The 23,426-nt window shown below is 60.4% G+C and carries 26 protein-coding genes; 13 read left to right on the forward strand and 13 right to left on the reverse strand.

The window, feature by feature from the left end:
• Positions 1-131: 131 nt before the first annotated feature.
• From FS819_RS26810 to FS819_RS26830, 5 genes are all read right to left on the reverse strand, one after another.
• On the reverse strand, positions 132-335 hold the full coding sequence (locus tag FS819_RS26810; protein WP_197434254.1) for a hypothetical protein: 204 nt from the start codon (positions 333-335) through the stop codon (positions 132-134).
• Between the two features lie 61 nt (positions 336-396).
• Complete coding sequence (locus tag FS819_RS26815) at positions 397-1,110, reverse strand: SDR family oxidoreductase (RefSeq protein WP_156551375.1); 714 nt, start codon at positions 1,108-1,110, stop codon at positions 397-399.
• A gap of 69 nt (positions 1,111-1,179) precedes the next feature.
• Positions 1,180-1,854 carry a peroxiredoxin-like family protein gene (locus FS819_RS26820; protein WP_156551374.1) on the reverse strand — a complete coding sequence of 225 codons (675 nt, stop codon included), beginning with the start codon at positions 1,852-1,854 and terminating at the stop codon, positions 1,180-1,182.
• 91 nt (positions 1,855-1,945) lie between these two features.
• The gene (locus FS819_RS26825) at positions 1,946-2,716 is read right to left on the reverse strand and encodes an enoyl-CoA hydratase/isomerase family protein (RefSeq protein ID WP_156551373.1); all 771 of its coding nucleotides are present in this window, start codon (positions 2,714-2,716) and stop codon (positions 1,946-1,948) included.
• A gap of 43 nt (positions 2,717-2,759) precedes the next feature.
• The gene (locus FS819_RS26830) at positions 2,760-3,395 is read right to left on the reverse strand and encodes a glutathione S-transferase family protein (RefSeq protein WP_156551372.1); all 636 of its coding nucleotides are present in this window, start codon (positions 3,393-3,395) and stop codon (positions 2,760-2,762) included.
• Between the two features lie 109 nt (positions 3,396-3,504).
• On the opposite strand from FS819_RS26830, the gene FS819_RS26835 reads away from it, so the two are divergent.
• Entirely contained in the window at positions 3,505-4,380 is an 876-nt protein-coding gene (locus FS819_RS26835) for a LysR family transcriptional regulator (RefSeq protein WP_156551371.1), read from the forward strand.
• A gap of 107 nt (positions 4,381-4,487) precedes the next feature.
• On the opposite strand, the gene FS819_RS26840 is transcribed toward FS819_RS26835, so the two are convergent.
• Entirely contained in the window at positions 4,488-4,823 is a 336-nt protein-coding gene (locus FS819_RS26840; RefSeq protein ID WP_156551388.1) for a winged helix-turn-helix transcriptional regulator, read from the reverse strand.
• 287 nt (positions 4,824-5,110) lie between these two features.
• On the opposite strand from FS819_RS26840, the gene FS819_RS26845 reads away from it, so the two are divergent.
• Entirely contained in the window at positions 5,111-5,956 is an 846-nt protein-coding gene (locus FS819_RS26845; RefSeq protein ID WP_156551370.1) for an NAD(P)H-binding protein, read from the forward strand.
• Positions 5,957-5,964: 8 nt separating this feature from the next.
• Entirely contained in the window at positions 5,965-6,357 is a 393-nt protein-coding gene (locus tag FS819_RS26850) for a VOC family protein (protein WP_156551369.1), read from the forward strand.
• A 77-nt stretch (positions 6,358-6,434) separates the two neighbouring features.
• On the opposite strand, the gene FS819_RS26855 is transcribed toward FS819_RS26850, so the two are convergent.
• From FS819_RS26855 to FS819_RS26875, 5 genes are all read right to left on the reverse strand, one after another.
• Positions 6,435-6,905 (reverse strand): nuclear transport factor 2 family protein, encoded by a 471-nt coding sequence (locus FS819_RS26855; protein WP_156551368.1) that lies wholly within the window; start codon positions 6,903-6,905, stop codon positions 6,435-6,437.
• 104 nt (positions 6,906-7,009) lie between these two features.
• The gene (locus FS819_RS26860) at positions 7,010-7,336 is read right to left on the reverse strand and encodes a nuclear transport factor 2 family protein (RefSeq protein ID WP_156551367.1); all 327 of its coding nucleotides are present in this window, start codon (positions 7,334-7,336) and stop codon (positions 7,010-7,012) included.
• Between the two features lie 10 nt (positions 7,337-7,346).
• Positions 7,347-8,330, reverse strand: coding sequence for a saccharopine dehydrogenase family protein (locus FS819_RS26865; protein WP_156551366.1), 984 nt, complete (start codon positions 8,328-8,330; stop codon positions 7,347-7,349).
• Between the two features lies 1 nt (position 8,331).
• Positions 8,332-8,727, reverse strand: coding sequence for a VOC family protein (locus FS819_RS26870; protein ID WP_156551365.1), 396 nt, complete (start codon positions 8,725-8,727; stop codon positions 8,332-8,334).
• Positions 8,728-8,741: 14 nt separating this feature from the next.
• On the reverse strand, positions 8,742-9,485 hold the full coding sequence (locus FS819_RS26875) for an SDR family NAD(P)-dependent oxidoreductase (RefSeq protein WP_156551364.1): 744 nt from the start codon (positions 9,483-9,485) through the stop codon (positions 8,742-8,744).
• A 135-nt stretch (positions 9,486-9,620) separates the two neighbouring features.
• On the opposite strand from FS819_RS26875, the gene FS819_RS26880 reads away from it, so the two are divergent.
• Positions 9,621-10,502, forward strand: a complete 882-nt coding sequence (locus FS819_RS26880; protein ID WP_156551363.1) for an AraC family transcriptional regulator — start codon at positions 9,621-9,623, stop codon at positions 10,500-10,502.
• Between the two features lie 215 nt (positions 10,503-10,717).
• Here FS819_RS26880 and FS819_RS26885 read toward each other — a convergent pair whose 3' ends face one another.
• Positions 10,718-11,632, reverse strand: a complete 915-nt coding sequence (locus tag FS819_RS26885; protein WP_156551362.1) for a LysR family transcriptional regulator — start codon at positions 11,630-11,632, stop codon at positions 10,718-10,720.
• 123 nt (positions 11,633-11,755) lie between these two features.
• Between FS819_RS26885 and FS819_RS26890 the strand changes: the two genes are divergently transcribed.
• Genes FS819_RS26890 through pyk form a run of 4 tightly spaced genes read left to right on the forward strand, consistent with a single transcriptional unit; the run spans position 11,756 to position 16,895 of the window.
• Positions 11,756-13,057: an MFS transporter gene (locus tag FS819_RS26890; RefSeq protein ID WP_156551361.1), complete on the forward strand. Its 1,302-nt coding sequence runs from the start codon at positions 11,756-11,758 to the stop codon at positions 13,055-13,057.
• Between the two features lie 21 nt (positions 13,058-13,078).
• Positions 13,079-14,173, forward strand: a complete 1,095-nt coding sequence (locus FS819_RS26895) for a tartrate dehydrogenase (RefSeq protein WP_156551360.1) — start codon at positions 13,079-13,081, stop codon at positions 14,171-14,173.
• The gene (locus FS819_RS26900; protein WP_498724751.1) at positions 14,170-15,438 is read left to right on the forward strand and encodes a glycerate kinase type-2 family protein; all 1,269 of its coding nucleotides are present in this window, start codon (positions 14,170-14,172) and stop codon (positions 15,436-15,438) included. The genes FS819_RS26895 and FS819_RS26900 overlap by 4 nt, the downstream gene beginning before the upstream one ends.
• A gap of 8 nt (positions 15,439-15,446) precedes the next feature.
• Positions 15,447-16,895, forward strand: a complete 1,449-nt coding sequence (gene pyk, locus FS819_RS26905) for a pyruvate kinase (RefSeq protein ID WP_156551358.1) — start codon at positions 15,447-15,449, stop codon at positions 16,893-16,895.
• On the opposite strand, the gene FS819_RS26910 is transcribed toward pyk, so the two are convergent.
• Entirely contained in the window at positions 16,881-17,624 is a 744-nt protein-coding gene (locus tag FS819_RS26910) for a GntR family transcriptional regulator (protein ID WP_156551357.1), read from the reverse strand. The genes pyk and FS819_RS26910 overlap by 15 nt on opposite strands.
• A 148-nt stretch (positions 17,625-17,772) precedes the next feature.
• Here FS819_RS26910 and FS819_RS26915 point away from each other — a divergent pair, with 148 nt between their 5' ends.
• From FS819_RS26915 to FS819_RS26935, 5 genes are all read left to right on the forward strand, one after another.
• A complete protein-coding gene (locus FS819_RS26915) occupies positions 17,773-18,741 on the forward strand; it encodes a tripartite tricarboxylate transporter substrate binding protein BugD (RefSeq protein ID WP_071207346.1) in 969 nt (322 codons plus the stop codon).
• A gap of 117 nt (positions 18,742-18,858) precedes the next feature.
• Positions 18,859-19,935: a tartrate dehydrogenase gene (locus FS819_RS26920; protein WP_156551356.1), complete on the forward strand. Its 1,077-nt coding sequence runs from the start codon at positions 18,859-18,861 to the stop codon at positions 19,933-19,935.
• Positions 19,936-19,974: 39 nt separating this feature from the next.
• A complete protein-coding gene (locus FS819_RS26925) occupies positions 19,975-20,442 on the forward strand; it encodes a tripartite tricarboxylate transporter TctB family protein (RefSeq protein ID WP_003551173.1) in 468 nt (155 codons plus the stop codon).
• Between the two features lie 13 nt (positions 20,443-20,455).
• On the forward strand, positions 20,456-21,961 hold the full coding sequence (locus FS819_RS26930; protein ID WP_498724776.1) for a tripartite tricarboxylate transporter permease: 1,506 nt from the start codon (positions 20,456-20,458) through the stop codon (positions 21,959-21,961).
• Positions 21,962-22,339: 378 nt separating this feature from the next.
• Positions 22,340-23,425, forward strand: coding sequence for an ABC transporter substrate-binding protein (locus FS819_RS26935; protein WP_070167313.1), 1,086 nt, complete (start codon positions 22,340-22,342; stop codon positions 23,423-23,425).
• The last annotated feature ends 1 nt before the right edge of the window (position 23,426 follow it).

The following is a 23,426-nucleotide window of genomic DNA, read 5'->3' on the forward strand; positions in this document are numbered from 1 at the left end:
GACTTCCGCATAAACTACAAGGCCAAAGTTCGTATCCTTTCAAGGCGAAGACGATCCTGGGAGATCCACTCAGCGTAATTCTGATACAGCCCGACCAAGTTAATGGATAGCACCGGTCGGGCCGCTGTTGATCATTTCGCTACGTAGGCCTCGTCATAAGGCTTCCAAACCGTGTAGCCGATGGCATTGCCGCCATAGAAGGTCGAGCGGTCATAGGGCGTCAGGGCGATACCGTTGCGCAGACGATCGGAAAGATCCTGGTTTGAGATGAACTGGCGGCCTAAAGCGCCGAGTTCGCCGGTTCCGAGTTTTACGGCTGAAAAAAGCTTGTTCACAATCAGTCTCCCTGTTGGGGGTTGTTTGGCGATTGGTGTTTTCCGGGTGATGCTCTGCAGCCTAAAAGGCGGCCTTGCCGATCGAGGCGCCGCCGTCGACATGTAGCGTCTGGCCGGTCATGAAAGCGGCATCTTCGGAGAGCAGGAAGGCGATGGTCGCGGCGATCTCGTCCGGCTCGCCGAAGCGTCCCATCGGCACGCCGGCCAGATATCTGGCCTCGCCGGCGCTGCCGGCCGGATTGTTGGCCCGGAACAGTTCGGTCTCGGTCGGACCGGGCGATACGGCATTGACGGTGACGCCCGAGGTCGCGAGTTCGAGCGCCCAGTTGCGGGTGAAGCTGACCAGCGCCGCCTTGGCCGCGGCATAGGCCGTGCGCTCGACGCTGCCGAGAACCGTCAGGCTGGTGATGTTGACGATCCGCCCCCAGCGGCGCGACTTCATGCCCGGCAGGGCTGCCTGGGTGGACACCAGCGCCGGATGCACGTTGACCCGCATGACCTCCTCGAGCGTCTCGACGGCAATCGCGCCGAGCGGGGCTGCCCGGACAAGCCCGACATTGTTGACGACGCCATCGACGGCATTGTCGCGGACGATTTCGGCAAGACGGTCCCCGGCCTTGCGGTCGGCAAGATCGACGGCATGGAATTCGCCGGGGAAGTGTTCTGTCGGATTGCGTGCGACGCCGATGACGCGATGGCCGTTGCGGATGAGGCGCGTGGACAGGGCAAGGCCGATGCCCTTGCTGGCGCCGGTGATCAGGAAGGTTCTTTTCATGGGACGGTCCTTCTGAATGTCATGCGGCCCTGCCTCGTCGGAGGCAGGGCTCTGTTGGTGGAGATAGGATCAAGCGGAGACCGCTGCAGCACGGCGCAGCGCCGGCAGCATGTCTTCCGGTTCGGGGCGGCGGGTATAGTCCGGGTTGACCTCGGCATAGAGGATCGTGCCGTCCTGACCGACAACGTAACGGGCCGGCATCGGCAGCGTCCAGCTCGGGTCGCCGTTGAAGGCTGGCAGGTCGTTCTTCAGCGACTTGTAGAGCTCGACCAGATAATCCTGCATCTCGAAGCGCAGGCCGAAGGCGGCCGCAACGGCATTGTGCGGGTCCGACAGGATTGGGAAGTCGAGGCTGTTCTGGCGGACGGACTTGCGGCTGTTGACCGGGTTCTGCGGCGAGATCGCCACCAGGCTGGCACCGAGCGCCTGGAACTCCGGTATGGCCTGCTGCAGCGCCTGCAGTTCCATGTTGCAATAGGGGCACCAGACGCCGCGATAGAAGCTGATGACCAGCGCTCCTTTCGCAAGCAGGTCGGTCGACGAGACCTTGTTGCCTTCCGGATCGTCGAGCGTGAAGGCGGGGAGCTTGTCGCCGGCTTTGAGGGCGCGTTCCGCCACCCCCGAAGCGATTAGCTCGGCGGTGGCGCGGTGCATCGTCTCGATCACCGAATAGGGCACGTTGTAGGGTGGTTTGCCGGCTTCGAAATCGGCCTTGAATGCGTCGAGTTTGGCTTGCAGGGACAGGGGGATTCTCCTTTGATTGGATTGGATGGGAGGCGTTGGGCATGCCGAACCTCAGGATCTGTGCTGAAGCCCGGCAAGGGACGGGGCGTGATCAGCCGTTGGCAGCCATCGAGCGGGCGACTTCGGCAGCGCTGATGCCTTCGAGCGCCAGGCCATAACCGGCACCTTCGTCGACGATCCGGCGCAGCTTCTGGGTGAGCGCGATGCGGGTGTAGCGGCTGGTCAGCGGCGGCAGGGCGGCGATGCCCTCGGCGATCTCATGGGCGCGGGCGAGCAGCTTGCCCGAAGGCACGACCTCGTTGACGGCGCCCCATTCCTTGGCTGTCGCGGCATCGAGCACCTGGCGGCTGAGGATGAAATAGCGGCCGCGGATGCTGCCGATCACTTCCGGCCAGAGCAGATTAACGCCGTCACCCGGAACGATGCCAAAATCGAAATGCGGCTTGTCCTGAAAGACCGTTTCCGGCGTTGCCAGAACGATATCGGCGAGCAGCGCATATTCAGAATGGAGCAGCACCGGACCGTTTAGGGCGGCGATCAGCGGCACCTCGATATCGAGGATGTTCATGAGGATCTTCTTGCCCTCGCGAAAAATCTTGTCGTAGCCGCGCGGCGAGAAGAAATCGAAGCCTTCGGGGCTGATCGCATCCATGAAGGCGTCGCCCGAGCCGGTCAGGATGACGACTCGATTGTCGGCATCCGAGCCGATCTGGTGGAACAGGTCAACGAACTGCTCATGGGTATGGCCGTTGAAGACGAGCTTGCCGCCATCGGTGTGCAGCGCCACTTCGAGGACGCCGCTTTCCGAACGGGTCAGGCGGGCATTGGCGAAGGTGTTCCTGTAGGTTTCGAATTTGGACATGGTGGTCTCCTTTGGTTTTCTGATGTTTCAGGCTGTGGAAGAGTCAGACGGCGGGAACGAGGGCCTCGACGCGGGTGATGGCGCGTCGGACGGCCGGTCGTGCTGCGACCTCGTCGTACCAGCGGGCAAGATGGGGACGGCCGTCGAAGGTGACGTCCGGAAACTGGCGGCGCCACATCCAGCCAAAATGAGCGATGTCGGCGATGGTGAAATCGTCGCCGGCCATGAAGCGGCGCTCGGCAAGCAGAGTATCGAGCAGGCCGGTGATGCGCTCTGCCTCGCCCGAGAAGCGGGCTTCGGCGACCGGCTGCGGCTCCGGTGAAGAACGCTTGAAGAAGCCGGCATTGCCGAAGGCCGGGCTGAGGCCGGAAGCGTGGAAGAACAGCTGTTCGAAGACGCGAGCCCGTGCCTCGCCACCAGCCGGCAGCAGCCTGCCGGTCTTTTCAGCGAGATAAACGAGGATGGCGGCACTTTCGGTGAGCACCAGCGGTGCGCCGTCGACATCGGCATCGACCAGCACCGGCACCTTGGCATTGGCATTGAGGGCGACGAAGCCGGCCTCCTTCTGCTCGCCCTTGCGGACGTTGACCGGCTTCAGGTCGTAGGCCAGGTCCATCTCTTCGAGGGCAATCGGGACCTTGACGCTGTTGGGCGTGGCGAATGCGTAAACTTCGATCATGTCTCTCTCCTTGGCGGTGTGTCGCCGGTGAGGAGAGTTATGCCCATTCTCGGGATATTGCGGCAGGCGGCCTGAAGCGATAATGCTTATTCCGAAGGGGAATAAGCTTATGGATCGATTGCAGGCGATGACGGCGTTTGTCAGGGTGGTCGAGACGGGTTCGTTTTCGGAGGCGGCCCGGCGCATCGGGGTCGGTCAGCCCGCCATATCGAAGACGATCGCACAGCTTGAGGATCGGCTGCAGGTGCGGCTGCTTCTCCGCTCGACGCACGGCCTGACGCCGACCGATGCCGGGCTGCGGTTTTTCGAACGTGCCAAGACCGCCATTCAGGAAGCCGATGAAGCCGAACTTGAGGCACGGGGAGCCGGCGCAGGACTTTCCGGGCGTTTGCGGGTTTGCGCGGCAACGACCTTTGCGAGGTTGATGGTTCTTCCTCGCCTGCCTGAGTTCATGGCAGCACATCCAGAACTGGAGGTCGATGTCATCCTCGATGATCGGGTGATCGATCTCGTCTCCGAGGGCATCGACATCGCGCTGCGCATGGGCGATCTGGCGGACTCATCCGCCGTTGCCCGACGCCTGACGACAGGTCGTCGGTCGGTGATCGCAACGAGAGCCTATCTCGAAAGACATGGAACCCCGAAGGTACCGGCCGATCTCGCGGTCCATCAGGCGATCGTCTACACGCAACTCGGCAACAGCTGGACATTCCAGAAGGGCGGGACGGAAGCCTCGGTTGCGGTCTCGGGGCGTGTAAGGTTCAGCGCCGCCGAGGGGCTTCGCGCGGCGGTGCTCGCGGACATGGGGCTTGCTGTTACATCTGACTGGATGTTTTGGCCGGAACTCCAGAGTGGACAGGTCGTCCGTCTGCTCCAGGACTGGGAGCTGCCATCACTTAACCTTTGGGTGGTATTTCCGACCGGGCGCCTGGCGAGTGCCAAGGCGCGGGCGTTTGCAGATTTTACCACTGGAATCTTTGGGTAATAGAGGCTCACTGCGGGCAATTATGCGCAGATACAACAGGTTGGCGGTTCGAATCCTGTCAAGAGCATTAAAAACTGGATCTCGCGATTAATCCGGTACCAGCCTTCTCACGTTGTCGATGGTCGAGCATCGAATGCACCACGCGCTTTCTCGATAATCTCCTGGTTCAAGCGAACCCAGTTCATCACGTGCTCCAACGGTTCGACCAGCGATTGTCCAAGGGGCGTCAGCTCGTATTCCACCTTCGGAGGTATCGTGGGAAAAGCCCGCCTCTCCACGATGCCGTCCCGCTCAAGACCGCGCAGCGTCAGGGTGAGCATGCGGTGCGACACGCCGCCGACCTCTCTCATGATCGCATTGAAACGCACTGGCCCATCGGCAAGCACGCCGACCACCATCACCGTCCACTTGTCGCCAACGCGGTCAAGCAGGCTGGAAATCATCTGGCACTGGCTATGATCGCTGTCTGCGAATTTCGGCAGACCGGGCTGGTCCTGTTGCGACACGAGCTTCTCCTTGATTACCGCAAATGGCGGTCACGATAGCACGCGACCAAACGAACAAATAGTTCGTGACGATCAAATCAGAACTGGATTGCCGTCGCTCAAGGTGCTCGCCCAGCCATGCCACGAACATCGATGTTCGTAGGGTACAAATTTGTGCATTCTTGTGCCGATACTCCCGATTTCCATATGTTTGTGACGAACATAATGTTCGTCGGAGAATGCGTATGAAAATTGGTGTCAGCGGCGCGAACGGGCAACTTGGAAAAGCCGTCCTCGGTTATCTCGTCGAGCATGGAGGAAACGATCTCGTCGGCATATCACGCCAGCCGGATACAGTGATCGCGAACGTCGAGGGGCGGTTCGGCGACTATGATCGACCCGACAGCCTTTCGCAAGCCTATGCCGGGCTTGACCGGCTGCTTCTCATTCCCAGTGCCGATCTCAGGCCAAACGTGCGGGGGCCACAGTTCCGTGCCGCCATAGACGCTGCGGTCGCAGCGGGGGTGAAGCATGTCGTCGTGGTCTCTCTGCAGGGCACGCGGAAGGTCGATGGGCCTTCTATGGGGCGCGATTTCTGGATCGGCGAACAGCATCTCATTGCAAACGCATCGTCCTGGACAATCCTTCGGTCTGGATTCTATGCGGAGGCCTTCGCGCAGGAAGTCCAGATGTCGGCCGCCCATGGCATGCTGGCCGGGCTCGGATATGAATCGGTGACCTATATGGCCCGCGACGATCTCGCGCGATCCGCCGCGGCTGTTCTGACGGGCGACGGGCACGAGGGAGCCATCTACCAGATCAGCGGACCCGAGAGGATCAGCGGCGAACAGAAAGCCGCTCTGGTCAGCGAACTGATCGGGAAGCCTGTCGGATTCATCGCACTTTCAGAAAGCGATCTGCGATCCGGACTTGCCGCGGCGAACCTACCTACCGACCTCGTGGAGGCGATCGTGGAAACCAAGCGTCATTCTGCAGCCCATAACCTCGACTACCTCTCGGGTGATGTGGAACGATTGACAGGGCGCGTTCCGCAGAGTCTGCGCCATGTTCTTTCTTCTCTGTTGCCGTGAGGATTGAGATGCAAGGATCATTCACGCATGTCACCGTCGGCACGAACGATATCGTCCGGTCACGCAAGTTCTACGATGCCGTTTTGAGTGCGCTGGGATGGAGCCGTCTCAGGGACATGGGCGATAGCGGATCGGCTTGGGGGATTGACCTCCCGGCCTTCCTCGCCGTGAGGCCGATCAACGGAGAAGCGGCGACCTTCGGAAACGGTGCCACTATAAGCTTCCAGGCACCTTCGAGTGCTGCTGTCACTGCTTTTCATACTGCGGCGCTGCGTTTCGGAAGCCCGGATGAGGGTCCGGTCGGGCCAAGACCTTGGGCACCGCATGCTGTTGCAGCCTACACCCGCGATCCTGATGGCAACAAGCTTGCGGTGTATTTCCTTGGGCCGCAGATGAGTTGAATAGGTCTGAAGGGCGCAAACGAGTATGCGAAAGGCGGCAGGAGCCTGCTCCTGCCGCCTTTTCAGTGCCCTTAGGTCTAGATGTCGGCAAGCACGGCCGGATCTCCGGAACGCCATACATTGTCGACCGTGTTGCGCTTGATGACCCAGACATCACCGCTCCTCTCCAGTTCGACATCGTAGCGGTTCTTCATCATGTAAAATCGTGATGGATCGCTACGCAGAACATGCTGGGCTTCCACGAGCACGTCCATCCGGGCGGTATCGCCATCAATGGTGACGCGAGGATTGCTGACGGAGTGGGTCGTGTCGACAGAGCGAAGCGATGTCGACAGGGCCGTAACGATGACATCCCTGCCCTCGATAACCGGATATTCGAAACCCGCCTTTGCCCCGGCTGGCCTGAAATCAGAAACGGCGTTTTCGGCAAGCGACGATGACAGAAGCGCCTGGTCGCGCAGATCGATGCCTGCTGCGAAGCGATAGAGGGCTTCGACAACCGCCAGCCTGTCGGCAGCGTCTTGCGTGAGGGGGTATGATGTTGTCATGAATGTATTCCTTGTCATGCCGGAGGCCTGCGGAATGCAAACCTTTCCCGGCCTCGGCTCCGCGGGAGCCGATGGTTCTGGTCGGGTAAGCTTGGGTGGAACCGCTATTCGAGGTCGGCGTCGATCCGCTCGATCAGTCCGGCCGCATTGATCACAATCTTGAGGATGCCGATCTCATGGCCGAAGTTGCCGGTGAATTCGACGCGGGCATCTGATGTGCGGTCGTCAAGCATCTCGATGGACAAGAGCCTGGTCTCGGTGTGGTAGCCAACGAAGAACCGCTCGAGATACTGGCGAACGCCGTCAGTTCCCGCGAAGCCATCGCCCACCGAGACATCATCGATGACCGCATCCGGTGCAAACAGGGACAAGGTTGCCTCGACATCGAATGCATTGGCTGTCCGGATGAAGGATTCGACGATCTCTTGCATGGTCGGCTCCTCAGATGTCGATGATGATCGTGTTGGCGATGGTCTGCGCGAAACCATTCCCGAACAGCGCCGCGGGCGTCTGGAAACCGGGACGGGCCTCGCCTGCCAGCACACGACGGCCGGCCTCGGCTGCGGCCATTGCCGTGAACGTATAGCCGTTGACCGTTTCGAGAACAGACCGGGTGATTGTTCCATCCGTGTCGGTGATTTCGACGGCTGCCTGGTAGCGGTTGGCCAGACGCTCCGCTTCGCTCGGGCCGTCCGGGAGAGCCGAGAGATCGCCCTGCGGAAAACCGTCGCCGGTGACATGCACGAAGGTCTCGATGTCAGCGACACCTGTGGCCCGAGCGATGGTGATAAGGTCGGGTAGCGTCACAGGGAAGCAGTCGACCGCGCCCTTGCCGAAGTCGAACTTGCGGATGCCGGTCGCCGGGATGGCGACGAGCTGGCCGTCGACGCGGGCCAGGGTCTCGGTCGTAACATTCTCCATGGCGGTGATCGCCGACCCGCGCGACAGTCCGCCTGCAACATGCAGGGCAACCCGGATCCCGAACGGTTTCGCGACGCGTGCAGCGGCATGTCCGGCGAGACTGCCGAGCATCGCGACACTTCCGCCACCGCCGGGCATGAGCATGATACCCGCGGCCTTAGCCTGATCGTCGAGCACTTCCGCCAGACGGTAGCTGTCGAGTTCGGCCGCGGTGTCGAGGTAATGAACGCCGGAGCGGATCGCTGCCGTCATCAGTGGCTCGGCGGTGCGCATGAATGGTCCGGCGCAGTTCAGGAGGACGGTGATGCCTGCGAGGCCCCTGTCGACCTCAGCCGGTTCGTCGAGACTGAAGACGCGATAGTCCACCCCAAGTTCGGATGCGAGTTTGAAGAGGGCCGCTTCGTTGCGGCCAGCCAGAACGAGAGGCGTGCCTGCCGTCTTCGCATGTTCTGCCGCCATGCGGCCGGTATAGCCGGTCGCGCCATAGATCATCAGTTTTGTCATGTCAGTGCTGCCATTCCTTGTAGACGAATTCGAGGCTGTAGCCGTCGGGGTCGCGCATCTGCGCGGCGTAGTAGCGTGGGTCGTAGTGGAGCTGTGCTCCGGGCGGATGGATTTGCGATGCGCCCACCGACATCGCGGCGGAAAAGGCGGCGTCGACCTGAGCCTTGCTGTTGGCGACGAAGCCGATATGTGCGGCGCGTCCCTCGACCACGCCTTCGCGGAGCCAGAAGAACACTCTGCCATTCGCGCCAAACCCCTTCAGATCTGGATGACCGCGAGGGCCATCCTTTCCATCGTAGTCATGGACGTGAACAATCCCGAGAGGGTCGAGCGCTGCCTCGTAGAACGCGATGGACCGGGCGATATCGCTGACGGAAATGAAGACATGATCAAGCATGGTGCCCTCCTTCGCTAGATGATGTAGCCACCCGCAACTTCGATATTCTGGGCATTGATCCAGCGGTTCGGCCCGGACAGGAGGCTGGCGACGACCCCGCCGATCTCTTCCGGCTCGCCAACGCGGCCGAGTGCCGTCTGGCCCGCGAGCATTGCCTCGAATTCATCGTTCAGCCCGCCGCCGAGTTCGGTGCGGATCGCGCCGGGTGCGATCGAGTTCGCCCGGATGCGCCGCTCGCCGAATTCCTTGGCCAAGTAGCGGGTCAGGACTTCGAGGCCACCCTTGAACGCGGCATAGGGTGCGACACCGGCCGTCGCCACGCGCGAGGTGGCGCTGGTGATGTTGACGATCTGGCCGCCATCCGCCATCAGCGGCAGCAGGATCTGGGTCAGGAAGAACGGCCCTTTGAGATGGACATTGAACAAGCCGTCGAACTGCTCTTGCGTCACCGTGGCAATCGGACTGTAGAGACCGTATCCCGCATTGTTGACGAGATAGTCGAAGTCGCTACGCCCCCAGAGGATCTCCAGCTTCTCGGCAAGCGCATCTCGAAACGCCGGGAACGAGCCGACATCGCCGACGTCGAGCTTCAGCGCTACGGCCTTGCCGCCGCCCTCGACGATCGTCTTCACGACCTCGTCCGCCTTGCCGGCATTCTTGTTATAGGTGACGACGACGCCCAGGCCGCTGCGGGCGCATTCGACGGCGGTGCTGGCTCCAAGGCCCCGACTGCTGCCGGTGACGATGACGATCTTCATGGGCATTCCTTCCCTGTTCGGTGTGATCTCAAGCTAAGCCCGCATGCTCTCCCGCGCTCACCCAATTCTCTTTAAAGCTTGCCTATTCCTGCTTTGCCGTTGCCGACTGGCCCCTATTCTGTCACGGTCGCTCTCATGGAAAAGCAACTTCAGGAACTGCGCGGACTGGCCTCGTCCGCGGAAAACCGCCGTACCGAGACAGGCATCCCGCGCGTGGCAATGGTTCAGGGCGAGATCCCCGAACATCGGCTGTCAGCCGTCTACGAGCCGATGATCAACCTGATCCTGACCGGATCGAAGACGATGACGGTCGGTGAACGGACCTTCGCCTATGATCCTGCGACGTATTTCGTCATGTCAGTCGACCTTCCAGCGGTGGGATCAGTGCATCCTTCGGTGGCGGGCGAACCCTATCTTGCGGTCAGCCTGACGCTCCACCCGCCGACAGTCGCCGCTCTCATCAGCGACTTGCCGGTGCAGGTCTGCAGCAAGCTGTTCGGATCGGGTTTCTCGGTTGCGCCAGTTGGCGAAGAGCTTCTCGATGCCTGGGTGCGCATGCTGCGCCTGATGGACCGTCCGGACGAGATTGCAGTGCTGGCACCCGCCTATGAACGGGAGATATTGTTCCGGGTGCTGCAGGGTCCGCTCGGCTGGATGCTTCGTGATATCGCAGCACCTGATGCCGCCATCTCGCGGATCGGCGTTGCCATCCATTGGATCCGCGAGAACTTTGCCAAGCCTCTCAGGGTCGAGGCGCTTGCCGAGATGGCCTCCCTCAGCATCTCAGCCTTCCATCGTCACTTCAAGGCGGTCACGGCGCTCAGCCCGATCCAGTACCAGAAGCAGGTGCGACTATTGCATGCGCGGACACTTCTCATGTCTGGAGAGGGAAACGCGACATCAGTGGCGTTCGGTGTTGGATATGAAAGCCCGAACCAGTTCAGCCGGGAATATGCCCGACACTTTGGATTGCCTCCATCCAAGGACGCGATACGGCTTCGAGGCGAGGCGGCCTGACATCGCGGAGGGCAGGGTGCGCGGCGACTATTGAGGGATGTCCGGTCGAACGATTACTGTTAGCACCAAACGTGCGGTCCTGATTTTATCAATGATTTAGCACGCCCATGATTGGTAGAACGCTGGTTCAAACCCGCTCAAGACGAAGAGGAACAAGATGCTGGTGCCCGCCTCTCTATCAGGTGCAGACGGATGGTACGGAGGGGCGGGCGAGCCTACGCCTGCTCGGCATATCGGTCGATATTTGTGTCGAGAAGTTCCAGCAACTGGTCGCGTCCGGGATCACGAACAGCTTTTGCCCAGGCTGCGGCAAGAGGCAGTTTCCGGAGTGAAATGCCGCCAACCGTCATGAGGGGAACGAAAGTCACCCCGGATACCGCGAGTTTCGCGGTCCAGCGGGGGACGATGGCGGATCCGATTCCTGCCGCAACGAGGTTGATAATCGTTTGTTTCTCGTCAGCAATCTGGGCGATGCGCGGGTGTAGTCCGGCGTCCTCGAAGAGTTTCATGGTCAGGTCATAGCTGTGGGGACGAGAGCGGCGCTCTGGCACGATGAGGGCCTCGTCGCGCAGTTCATCGACGGAGATCCGCTCGCGACCCGCGAGCGGATGCGTGACGGGCAGTGCAATAACGGGTGTTTCGTGCGTGAGGGTGCGAATAACCAGGTTCCGGTTTAGTCCGTCTCGAGGTCGAATGAAGATGATATCCAGACGCCCGGCAATCAGTTTTGGAATGAGACGTATCGACTTGTCTTCGACGAGCTGAGTTTTGATCCCAGGGCATCGCTCCCGAAAATCATGCAGCAGCGGCGGTATAAGACCTGCTGCAGCGCTGTCTATCGCACCTATGCGGAGCACGGTCGTCTGCTGAGTTTTCCTTGATCGAAACTCTTCCGCAAGTGTCTGGAGACGATGGAGAAGGGGCCTCACCTCCTCCAGCAGGGCGACTCCATCTTCGGTCAGGGCGACACTTCGGGTTGTCCGGGACATGAGGCGAGTGCCGAGGGACTCCTCCAACAGTCTTAAATGCCGTCCCAGCGATGCCGGTAGCATTCCCATTTTCTGTGCAGCCCTACCGAAATGCAGTTCTTCGGCCGCAGCGACGAAGCATTTTAGTTGTTCCAGTTCCATGACATGCATTTATATCATTTAATTATATAATTAAAGCATTGTGGCTTGGGAGGAAAGTACGAATTAACGTCTTTCCCGAAGGCGCAGGAGGTGCGCCCAACGGATCATTGGGAGGAGTTCGCTATGAACAGCGACCTGGAGACGCGCGTTCTGCGCAAAATCACTCTGCGCATCGTGCCATTTATCATGCTGCTTTATTTTGTAGCGTTCCTGGACCGGGTGAATATCGGTTTCGCCGCACTGACCATGAACGAGGACCTTGGATTTTCCTCGACTGTCTTCGGTATCGGAGCAGGCATCTTCTTCGTCGGCTACTTCCTGTTCGAAGTTCCGTCCAACCTCATTCTCAACAAAGTCGGTGCGCGCATCTGGATTGCCCGCGTCATGATCACCTGGGGGATCGTGTCCGGCCTCATGGCGTTCGTACAGGGAACAACAAGTTTCTATGCGTTACGCTTCCTTCTCGGCGTTGCCGAGGCGGGCTTTTTCCCGGGGATTATCCTTTACCTGAGCTTCTGGTTTCCGGCTCGCCGCCGTGCGGCAGTGACAGCGATTTTCATGGCCGCAGCCCCGCTTTCGACCGTCCTCGGTTCGCCGATCTCCGGAGCGCTCATGGAGATGCATGGTTTCCTCGGTCTTGCCGGCTGGCAGTGGATGTTCCTGATTGAAGCCGCTCCTGCGGTCATCCTCGGCGTCGTCGTCCTCTTTTACCTCACCGACCGTCCGGAAAAAGCCAAGTGGCTCTCGGAAGATGAGCGCAACTGGCTTGTGAAGACGATGAACGCTGAGCAGGCCGCAAAGGGCAAGGCCAGCCACAGCATTCTTGCAGGGCTCGCTGACATTCGGGTTATCGCGCTCGCCCTTGTCTATTTCGGTACGTCCGCCGGCCTTTACACCCTCGGCATCTGGGCGCCGCAGATCATCAAGGAGTTCGGCCTATCGTCCCTTCAGGTCGGCTTTATCAACGCGGTACCGGGCATTTTCGCAGTTGTTGCAATGGTTCTCTGGGCGCGTCATTCCGACAAGACCGGTGAACGGACCTGGCATGTGGTTGGCGCGTGTCTGCTTGCCGCCGTCGGGCTTGCCTTTGCCACGGGTGCGACAAGCGTCTTCACCGTCCTTATTGCGCTAACGCTGGTTAACATCGGCATCAGCTGCTCGAAGCCGCCGCTTTGGAGCATGCCCACGCTCTTCCTGTCAGGACCAGCGGCCGCAGCCGGTATCGCTACCATCAACTCGATCGGTAACCTGGGCGGCTTCGTTGGTCCCTCGATGATCGGCTGGATCAAAGACACTACGGGCAGCTTTGCGGGCGGGCTCTACTTCGTCGCCGGCCTGCTGGTCGTATCCGCGATCGTGACGCTCGTGTTGTCGCGTACCGCACCGGAAAGCGGGGGCAAAGTCGCCCCGGTCCAACATCGTTAAATCTCAAAGTGGAGAAAAGACATGCGTGAATACAAGATTGCAGCGATCCCTGCGGATGGGATTGGTCCTGAGGTTATAGCTGCGGGTCTTCAGGTTCTGGAGGCGCTGGAACAGCGCAGCGGTGACTTCAAGATCCATACCGAAACCTTCGACTGGGGTTCTGACTATTACAAGAAGCACGGCGTGATGATGCCGGCCGACGGGCTGGACAAGCTGAAGAAGTTCGATGCGATCTTTTTCGGTGCGGTCGGCGCCCCTGACGTTCCCGACCATATCACGCTCTGGGGCCTGCGCCTGCCGATCTGCCAGGGGTTCGACCAGTACGCCAATGTGCGCCCGACGAAGATCCTGCCCGGCATCACGCCGCCCTTGCGCAATTGCGGTCCAGGCGATCTCGACTGGGTCATCGTGCGGGAGAATTCCGAAGGCGAGTATTCCGGCCATGGCGGCCGCGCCCATAGGGGCCTTCCGGAAGAGGTCGGCACGGAAGTGGCGATCTTCACCCGCGTCGGCGTGACCCGCATTATGCGCTACGCCTTCAAGCTGGCCCAGGTGCGCCCGCGCAAACTGCTGACTGTCGTCACCAAGTCGAACGCCCAGCGGCATGGCATGGTGATGTGGGACGAGATCGCGGCCGAAGTGGCGACGGAGTTCCCGGATGTCACCTGGGACAAGATGCTGGTTGATGCAATGACGGTGCGCATGACGCTGAAGCCGGAGACGCTGGATACGATCGTGGCGACCAATCTGCATGCCGACATCCTGTCGGATCTGGCTGGTGCTCTCGCTGGCAGCCTCGGGGTTGCGCCGACGGCCAACATCGACCCGGAGCGCCGTTTCCCATCAATGTTTGAGCCGATCCACGGATCTGCCTTCGACATTACCGGCAAGGGTATCGCCAACCCGATCGCCACTTTCTGGACTGCCGCGCAGATGCTCGAGCATCTGGGTGAACGCGACGCCGCCGCACGGCTGATGAGCGCCGTCGAGCGCGTGACCGAAGCGGGCATCCTGACGCCAGACGTCGGTGGCACCGCCAACACCAGCCAAGTCACCGAAGCCGTATGCAACGCAATCGCAGGATCGAATATCTTGAAGATGGCCGCTGCAGAATGACCTGGAACGATGTGTCCGCTCGCCAGGTGCTGCGTCGAATTTTCGACGCAGCCGTTGCCAGCGCGGATCCGAAAATAGCTGTTGTCAACAACCTCCCAGAGCGTCCCAGAGGTCGCTGCGTTGTGGTGGGAGCGGGCAAGGCGTCGGCTGCGATGGCGGCTGCGGTCGACGCCGCCTGGCCCGATGTCGATCTCTCGGGCATCGTGGTCACTCGCTACGGCCACGCCGTTCCGGCGGGACGCATCGAAATCCTGGAGGCCTCCCACCCCGTCCCGGATGAGTTGAGCATCAAGGCTGCAGAGAAGATTTTCGCTGCGGTTCAGGGCCTTGGTCCGGACGATCTCGTGGTGGCTCTCATCTCCGGCGGCGGTTCGTCATTGCTTGTCTCGCCTGCGGGCGAGATGACTTTGGCCGACAAAAGGGCGGTCAATCAGGCGCTGCTTGCCAGCGGTGCCACCATCTCCGAGATGAATACCGTCCGCAAGCATCTATCCACTATCAAGGGAGGACATCTGGCCCGCGCAGCACTGCCGGCAAAACTGGTGACACTGGTCATCTCTGACGTGCCGGGTGACGATCCATCGGAGATTGCCTCGGGTCCAACGGTCGCGGATCCTACCACTTTGGCAGATGCAGCAGCCATCGTCGCCCGCTACGGCATTGACCTGCCCGATTCTGCGCGCGCAGTGTTGGCGCAAGGCAACGAGACGCCGAAGGCAGGGGAGGTTGCAGGCGAGATTCGGCTGGTTGCTGCCCCCTCGATAGCGCTCGAAGCGGCCGCCGCGGCCGCGCTGGAAGCCGGTTTGTGTCCACTGATCCTCGGAGATGCCCTGGAAGGTGAGGCTCGCGAAATGGGGCGTGTCATGGCGGGCATCGCGCTATCCGCGCGCGACAAGGGCCTGCCTGTAGCAGCACCTGCCATCATCCTGTCCGGTGGTGAGGGCACTGTTTCCCTTGGTGGCATGACCGACGGGCGAGGTGGAAGAAATACGGAATTCCTTCTAAGCCTTGCGGTTGCCCTTAAGGGAGCTTCCGGCATCTGGGCCATCGCCGGTGATACTGATGGTATCGACGGTGTCGAGGATGCTGCCGGTGCGCTGGTCGCGCCGGACAGTCTTATCCGAATGCGCGATGCTGGTATCGATCCACGGGCGACCTTGTCTGCCCATGATAGTTACACGGCCTTCAAGGCCATCGGCGACCTGGTGGTCACAGGCCCAACGCTTACGAACGTCAACGACATCCGCGCAATTCTCATAGGTTAGGTTTGGACATGTTCATACGCAACAACCGGCGATCAAAGATCGTCGCGACGGTCGGACCGGCGTCAAGTTCGCCCGACATGCTTTGCTCACTGTTTCTCGCCGGTGTCGATACGTTCCGCCTGAATTTCAGCCATGGTGCCCGGGCCGATCACGCGGAAGTCTATAGGAACATCCGAGCTCTCGAGCAGGAGCATGATGCTGCTATCGCCGTGCTGCAGGATCTTCAGGGTCCGAAGATCCGGATCGGAGTTCTGGCACATGGCAGGCTCGAACTCGCACGTGGATCCACCATCGGATTTATCCTTGGCCGTGAGGGTGGTGAAGGAATGAACGATATTCCGCTACCTCATCGGGAAATCTTCGAGGTGGCGGTGCCCGGAATGGACCTCCTGATCGACGACGGTAGAATAAAAGTCCGGATCATGGAGGTGATGGACGGGCGGCTTGTTTGCGAGGTCCTCAATGGAGGCGCCTTGTCGAACCGCAAGGGTGTCAACGTGCCCGGCGCTGTCCTGGACATTTCCCCGCTCACGGCGAAAGATCGTGAGGACCTGGAATTCGGGCTCGAGCTTGGCGTCGACTGGGTCGCACTTTCTTTCGTTCAGCGGGCACGCGACATGATCGAAGCCCGGTCCCTCGTTGGAGACAGGGCTGGCCTCATTGCCAAGATCGAGAAGCCGTCTGCCCTCGATGACATCGAGGATATTGTCAGGCTTTCGGACAGCGTCATGGTTGCGCGAGGTGATCTCGGCGTGGAGATCCCGCCGGAGGACGTTCCGGGCAAGCAGAAGGAAATCATCCGTGCATGCCGGCTAGCGGCCAAGCCCGTGATTGTCGCCACACAGATGCTCGACTCGATGGTGAGTTCGCCAACGCCGACGCGCGCTGAAGCCTCGGACGTTGCCGGTGCCATCTATGATGGGGCAGATGCCGTCATGCTTTCCGCCGAGACCGCAACAGGCGCCTACCCGGTGGAGGCGGTCGAAATTATGAACCGGATCATCGAGAAGACGGAGAAGCACAAGCACTACCGGCCGATCCTTGAGGCAACGGAACCCGATGTCGCTCAATCACCGCCGCATGCAGTTGCCACTGCAGCAGCCAACGTTGCCGTGGCTCTGGGATCGCCGGTTGTGGTGGCCTATACATCGAGCGGAACAACCGCGGCCAGAATTTCGCGTGCCAGACCGGCATTGCCAATTCTGGCTCTCACTCCGTCCGAACAAGTCGCGCGCCGGCTCAACATGTTCTGGGGGGTTGTCGGCGTGCGATCACAAGATGTCCACACCTATGAGGCGTCGCTGATTCATGCGCAACAGGCGGTGCAGGAAGCAAAGCTGGCAAGTCCCTCCGATCACATTGTCATCGTGGCGGGATTTCCATTTGCGCAACAGGGCAGCACCAACAATCTCCGCGTCGTTCAGATCGCCGCAACCGACAACCTAGAGATTGCGTAGATTGTATCGAGCAATAAGGGGGATCAATGCGTCATGAGCATGTTTGCGGTGCAGCCGTGCGGCGCGGCTCGCCGCATCCCCATCACCCTGCTCGATTGCTTCTATGATTTCCGCATGCTCACCGGCCGAGTGCAGCGGCAAGGGCCGTAGGTTGAGGGTGAACATGCGGGCGCGATGCAATTGATCGGCGACGGTCCCCGCCATCCGCATGAGGCGGCTGTTTCCGCTCTCTATTACGAGAGTCTGATGAAAATCCTCGTCGGCCACAGCCCATCGTGGAAGGTCGTTGTCGGCCAATGCCTCAATCATCCGCTTTGTGGCGGCCTTCAGAAGCTGGATGACGGGCGCGCGTTCCTCCATCGGCAGCCGGGCGAGCCGTGCCGCCGCGGCACCCTCGAGCGCGGTGATGACTTCGTAGATTTCTTCGATGTCCGCGGGAGACAGGGCGCAGATGATGATGCCCTTCTTGGGAAGTATCCGGACCAGTCCGTCTTCCTGCAGTCGCGCCATGGCTTCGTGCACCGGGGTTCGGCTCATGCCGAGCTGACGCGCAATTTCAATTTCTGCGGCTTGGTACCCGGGGGGAAACGCATTGGAGCGTATCGCCTCCTTGATGGCGAGATAGGCGGCAGAAACCCGACCCGAACCGTTGATGTCGGAGTTTGCTGAATTCTGTTCTGTGGCCGGATCGCGTGGCGCGGCTCCGGGAATGTCGATCGTCCTGATCATGAACTGCCTGTCGTTGTTTCAAGGCTCGTTATAGCCGCTCTCCTGGAGCTTGACAAACGGGCGCGCATCAATAAATGTAAGCTTGCATGCAAGATAGCATGGAAAAGGATGTGGAGGCATCCTTCGCGATCTCAGGGAGGAAAGCGCGATGAAAAAGGTACTGTTGTCCCTCACAGGTGTCCTGTTTGCCATGTCCAGCCATATGGTACTGGCGCAGGAGAACTATCCTGATCGACCCATCACAATCGTGGTGCCTGCAGCGGCAGGTGGACCGAGTGACACCGTGGCGCGCCTGGTGGCGCAGTCGATGTCCACGACCCTTGGCCAGCAGGTGCTGATCGAAAACATGGGCGGCGCCGGCGGCTCGCTTGGTGCCGCAACAGTGGCGCAGGCGGACCCCGATGGCTACCGGTTGCTGCTCTACCATATCGGGGTGGCCACCTTCGCTGCGCTCTACCCGAACCTGACCTACAAGCCGATCGAAGACTTTTCGAGCGTCGGGCTGATTACCGAGGTCCCGATGACGGTCGTCGGCAGGAAGGACTTCGAGCCGAAGACGTTCACCGATCTCCTCTCCTATGTGAAGGCAAACGGGCCTGCCGTCACCTTCGGGACCGCCGGCACAGGTGCAGTTTCCGATCTCTGCGGCAGGTTGCTGCAAGACGCGCTCGGCACCAAGATCACTCTGGTGCCTTACAAGGGGATGGGTCCCGCAATGACCGATCTCATTGGAGGCCGTATCGACCTCGCCTGCGACCAGACGACCAACACCACGACCCAGATCAAGGCCGGTGAGGTTCATCCTTATGCGGTGACAACGAAGGCGCGGATTGGCGTGCTGCCAGATCTTCCGACCGTGGAAGAGAGCGGCCTGCAAGGGTTCGAGCTCAGTGCCTGGCATGCGCTCTGGGCACCCAAGGAAACGCCTGAAGCCATCCGCAGCAAGCTTGCGGAAGCGTTGCGCGCCGCACTCAAGGATCCGGTCGTGATCGAGCGTTTTGCGAGCCTTGGAACCGCACCGGTATCGGAAGATCTGGCGACACCGGCGGCGCTTGACCAGAAGTTCGCGTCTGAAGTCGAGCGACTGACGAAGCTGATCAGCGAAGGCGGCAAGTAACCTCGGTTTGATCGGCGGCTGAGAATAAGCCGCCGATCCATCATTCGTCATGGCCACGGGCCATGCGTCCGGCGCTTGAACCTTGAGCGCTAGCCCTTGAACAGGAGCGAACTTCCCATGCGTGAATACAAGATTGCAGCGATCCCTGCGGATGGGATTGGTCCTGAGGTTATAGCTGCGGGTCTTCAGGTTCTGGAGGCGCTGGAACAGCGCAGCGGTGACTTCAAGATCCATACCGAGACCTTCGACTGGGGTTCGGACTATTACAAGAAGCACGGCGTGATGATGCCGGCCGACGGGCTGGACAAGCTGAAGAAGTTCGATGCGATCTTTTTCGGTGCGGTCGGCGCCCCTGACGTTCCCGACCATATCACGCTCTGGGGCCTGCGCCTGCCGATCTGCCAGGGGTTCGACCAGTACGCCAATGTGCGCCCGACGAAGATCCTGCCCGGCATCACGCCGCCCTTGCGCAATTGCGGTCCAGGCGATCTCGACTGGGTCATCGTGCGGGAGAATTCCGAAGGCGAGTATTCCGGCCATGGCGGCCGCGCCCATAGGGGCCTTCCGGAAGAGGTCGGCACGGAAGTGGCGATCTTCACCCGCGTCGGCGTGACCCGCATTATGCGCTACGCCTTCAAGCTGGCCCAGGTGCGCCCGCGCAAACTGCTGACTGTCGTCACCAAGTCGAACGCCCAGCGGCATGGCATGGTGATGTGGGACGAGATCGCGGCCGAAGTGGCGACGGAGTTCCCGGATGTCACCTGGGACAAGATGCTGGTTGATGCAATGACGGTGCGCATGACGCTGAAGCCGGAGACGCTGGATACGATCGTGGCGACCAATCTGCATGCCGACATCCTGTCGGATCTGGCTGGTGCTCTCGCTGGCAGCCTCGGGGTTGCGCCGACGGCCAACATCGACCCGGAGCGCCGTTTCCCATCAATGTTTGAGCCGATCCACGGATCTGCCTTCGACATTACCGGCAAGGGTATCGCCAACCCGATCGCCACTTTCTGGACTGCCGCGCAGATGCTCGAGCATCTGGGTGAACGCGACGCCGCCGCACGGCTGATGAGCGCCGTCGAGCGCGTGACCGAAGCGGGCATCCTGACGCCAGACGTCGGTGGCACCGCCAACACCAGCCAAGTCACCGAAGCCGTATGCAACGCAATCGCAGGATCGAATATCATCTGAACGGGAGGACCGTCAGGGGACGCCAGAGGGGAGGAGACCATGGCTACACTCGAAAAGCACACCCGGAAAAACCTGATTGCCGGTGGCATCTTCATCGCCATCGCAGCCTCGTTCGCTGTGCAGGGTCTAAGATATGAGTTCGGGACCGCGACCCAGATGGGCCCGGGCTTTTTCCCGGTGGTTCTCGCTTTCGTATTGGGTGCACTAGGCGTCGTCATCGGCCTTGATGGCTTGCGCAGTGAGCCGGAGCCGACCGATGGTTCCGTCCCCTGGCGCGGGCTCGTCCTTATCTGTCTGGCACTTGCCATCTTTGCAGCCGGAGCCCGCGATCTTGGGCTCGTACCCGTCGTCCTGCTGTGCACGTTCATGACGGCACTCGCGTCCCGCCGAAATTCGCTGGTATCGGCGGCTATGATGGCCGCCGTCATCGCCACTCTTTGCTATCTGGTCTTCAAGGTCGGGCTGGCAGTTGCCATTCCGACATTCGGGCCGGTTTTCGGACTATGAGGTGCTCACCATGATGGATCTGATCTCGAATCTTGCCCTTGGCTTCGAAACGGCTCTCACGCCGATAAACATCGTCTGGTGTTTCGTTGGCGTACTGCTCGGCACGCTCGTTGGCGTATTGCCCGGCATCGGGCCGACAGCGACGATCGCGATGCTTCTGCCGATCACGTTTACATTCTCCCCGGTAACGTCCCTGATCATGCTTTCGGGCATCTACTACGGCGCCCAGTATGGTGGGTCCACAACAGCAATCCTCATCAACCTGCCGGGGGAAAGTTCTTCCGCTGTCACAGCGATCGATGGCTATCAGATGGCCCGAAAGGGGCGTGCCGGCCAGGCATTGGCAACCGCGGCGCTCGGATCCTTCTTCGCAGGATGCGTGGCAACTATGCTGTTGGCGATCGCGGCTCCGCCGCTTGCCTCCATCGCGCTCGAATTTGGCGCGCCGGAATATTTTGCCCTGATCGTTCTCGGGCTGCTCGTTTCGATCTCACTCGCTCACGGTTCCGTCCTGAAGGCGCTGGGCATGATCGTCATCGGCTTGCTGCTTGGGACGGTGGGCCAGGACATCTATACGGGCGAGGAGCGCTTCACGTTCGGTCGCCTGGAATTGTCGCAGGGGATCAACTTTGTTTCGATTGCTGTTGGAATATTCGGGGTCTCCGAAATCTTCCGCAACCTTCAGAACGAGCACACGCGCGAAATCGGAGTGAAACACGTCACGAACCTTTGGCTGACGAAAGACGATTTCCGGCGGATTATCGGCCCTGTATTGCGGGGAACGGCGCTTGGCTCGCTTCTCGGCGTATTGCCGGGCGGCGGTCACGTATTGGCGTCCTTTGCCAGCTATTCGGTCGAGAAGAACCTGTCGAAAAATCCGGCCGAATTTGGCCATGGAGCGATCGAAGGCGTGGCGGGACCCGAAAGCGCCAACAACGCAGCGGCTCAGACGTCCTTCATTCCGCTGCTTACCCTCGGCATTCCGGCCCATCCAGTCATGGCACTCATTGTTGGCGCCTTCATCCTGCAGGGGATCACGCCGGGGCCGGACGTCATTGCCAGCCAGCCGGCGCTGTTCTGGGGCATCATCGCATCGATGTGGATCGGTAACCTGTTGCTGGTGATCCTAAACCTGCCGCTGATCGGGCTGTGGGTTAAGATGCTGACCATTCCCTACCGTATGCTGTTTCCGGCCATCGTCATCTTTGCCTCGATCGGATGTTATTCCATTAACAACAACCCCTTCGACGTCTATGCAATCATCGTCTCGGGCATACTTGGCTACGTTCTGATCCGTGTGGGCTGCGAACCTGCACCCCTTCTGCTGGGCTTCGTTCTGGGGCCGTTGCTCGAAGAGCATCTCCGTCGGGCGATGATCATCTCCCGCGGCGACGCGACAGTGTTCGTCACAAACCCGATCGCTGCATCGCTGCTCGGATTGGGTCTGGTCTGCGTAATTTTGGCGCTCCTACCGGCGATACGTTCCAAGCGCGATCAGGTGTTCGTAGAGGATGACTGATGCCGGACATTTTCATGTCGTCGGGCTCCAGGGCGAGTTTTCAAGTGATGGGGTGTGAGAGCTACCTTCTTTCGCGAACGCCGAATGGTGTGATTATTTTCTATAATAAACTTTCGCCGCCCAGTTGCTGTAGCAGGCTTGCAGATCAAAGGCTTAACCGAAACAACTGGAACCGAAAGTTCGATTCCCGTCAAGGCGAGCCCAACCACGTAAGCGAAGCTTCCTCTCCGGACACAGTAACAACGCGACTGTGGTGACGTGAAACATCCCTGCGTAATCGCCGGCCCCTCGGCCGCCCACGAGCGGCGCATTTATCTTGACAAAATAAATCATATTTACGATTTGATGTGCGTCACTGAATATTTTGAGGGTTTTTTCATGCTTTTCAGACCGAGAGAGCTCGCGATCACAGTCGCATTGGTTTTCACTCAGCCTCTAGCCGCAATCGCCGATCCGATCACCATCATCGATCATGAAAACCGCACCGTCACGTTGGCAAAGCCCGTCGAGCGGATCGCCTCTATCCCGATCCCGATGGCCTCGACGATCATCGCGATGGACGGCGGAACCTCGAAACTGGTCGGCATGAACCCGACGGCCAAGTCGGCCATCGTTGAAGGCGTGCTGGGCAAGATCTTTCCCGAGGCCAAGGACATCCCGTCCGACATCACCGCGCCGAACTTCATTCCCAACGTCGAGGAACTGGCGGCCACCAATCCCGAACTGGTCATCCAATGGGCCGATCGCGGCCCGGACTTGGTCGACCCGATCGTCAATGCCGGCCTGACCGCGCTTCTGATTTCCTACGGCACGGAAGAAAAGACCAAACAGTACCAGGCCATGGTGGCGACCGCGATGGGCAAGCCCGAGCGGGCGGAGATGATCAACGGCTGGCGCGACCAGGTGGCCGCCGAAATGGCCGCCAAATCGAAGGACATTCCGGCCGAGAAGAAGCCGAGAATCCTCTATCTCGGCCGTGCGCTCGAAGGCCTGACCGCCTCCGGCGACAAGGGCAATTACAACGCCTTCTACATCAATCTGGCCGGCGCAACCTCCGCCTCGGCCGATGTCCAGGGCCAGGGCACGACGATCAGCCCCGAGCAGATTGCCGAGTGGAACCCGGACATCATTCTCTTGAACAGCTTCGAGGCCAAGCTCGGCCTTGAGCGGATCTATAACGACCCGATCCTGTCGCTGACCAAGGCCGCCCAGGAAAAGCGCGTCTACAAGATGCCGCTTGGCGGCTATCGCTGGGATCCGCCGAACCAGGAAAGCCCGCTGACCTGGATGTGGCTCGCCAATCTCCTGCACCCCGACATCTTCCAGTACGACCTGCGCGGCGAGATGAAAAAGGCATACAAGACACTTTACGATTACGATCTGACCGACGAGGACATCGACGGCATCCTGTGGATCGGCATGCAGGGCGAGGCGACCAACTACGCCCAGTTCAGGGCGAAGTAAG

Origin of the sequence: Allorhizobium sp. Av2 (assembly GCF_021462805.2) — a bacterium.
GTDB classification, from domain to species: Bacteria; Pseudomonadota; Alphaproteobacteria; order Rhizobiales; family Rhizobiaceae; genus Allorhizobium; species Allorhizobium vitis_G.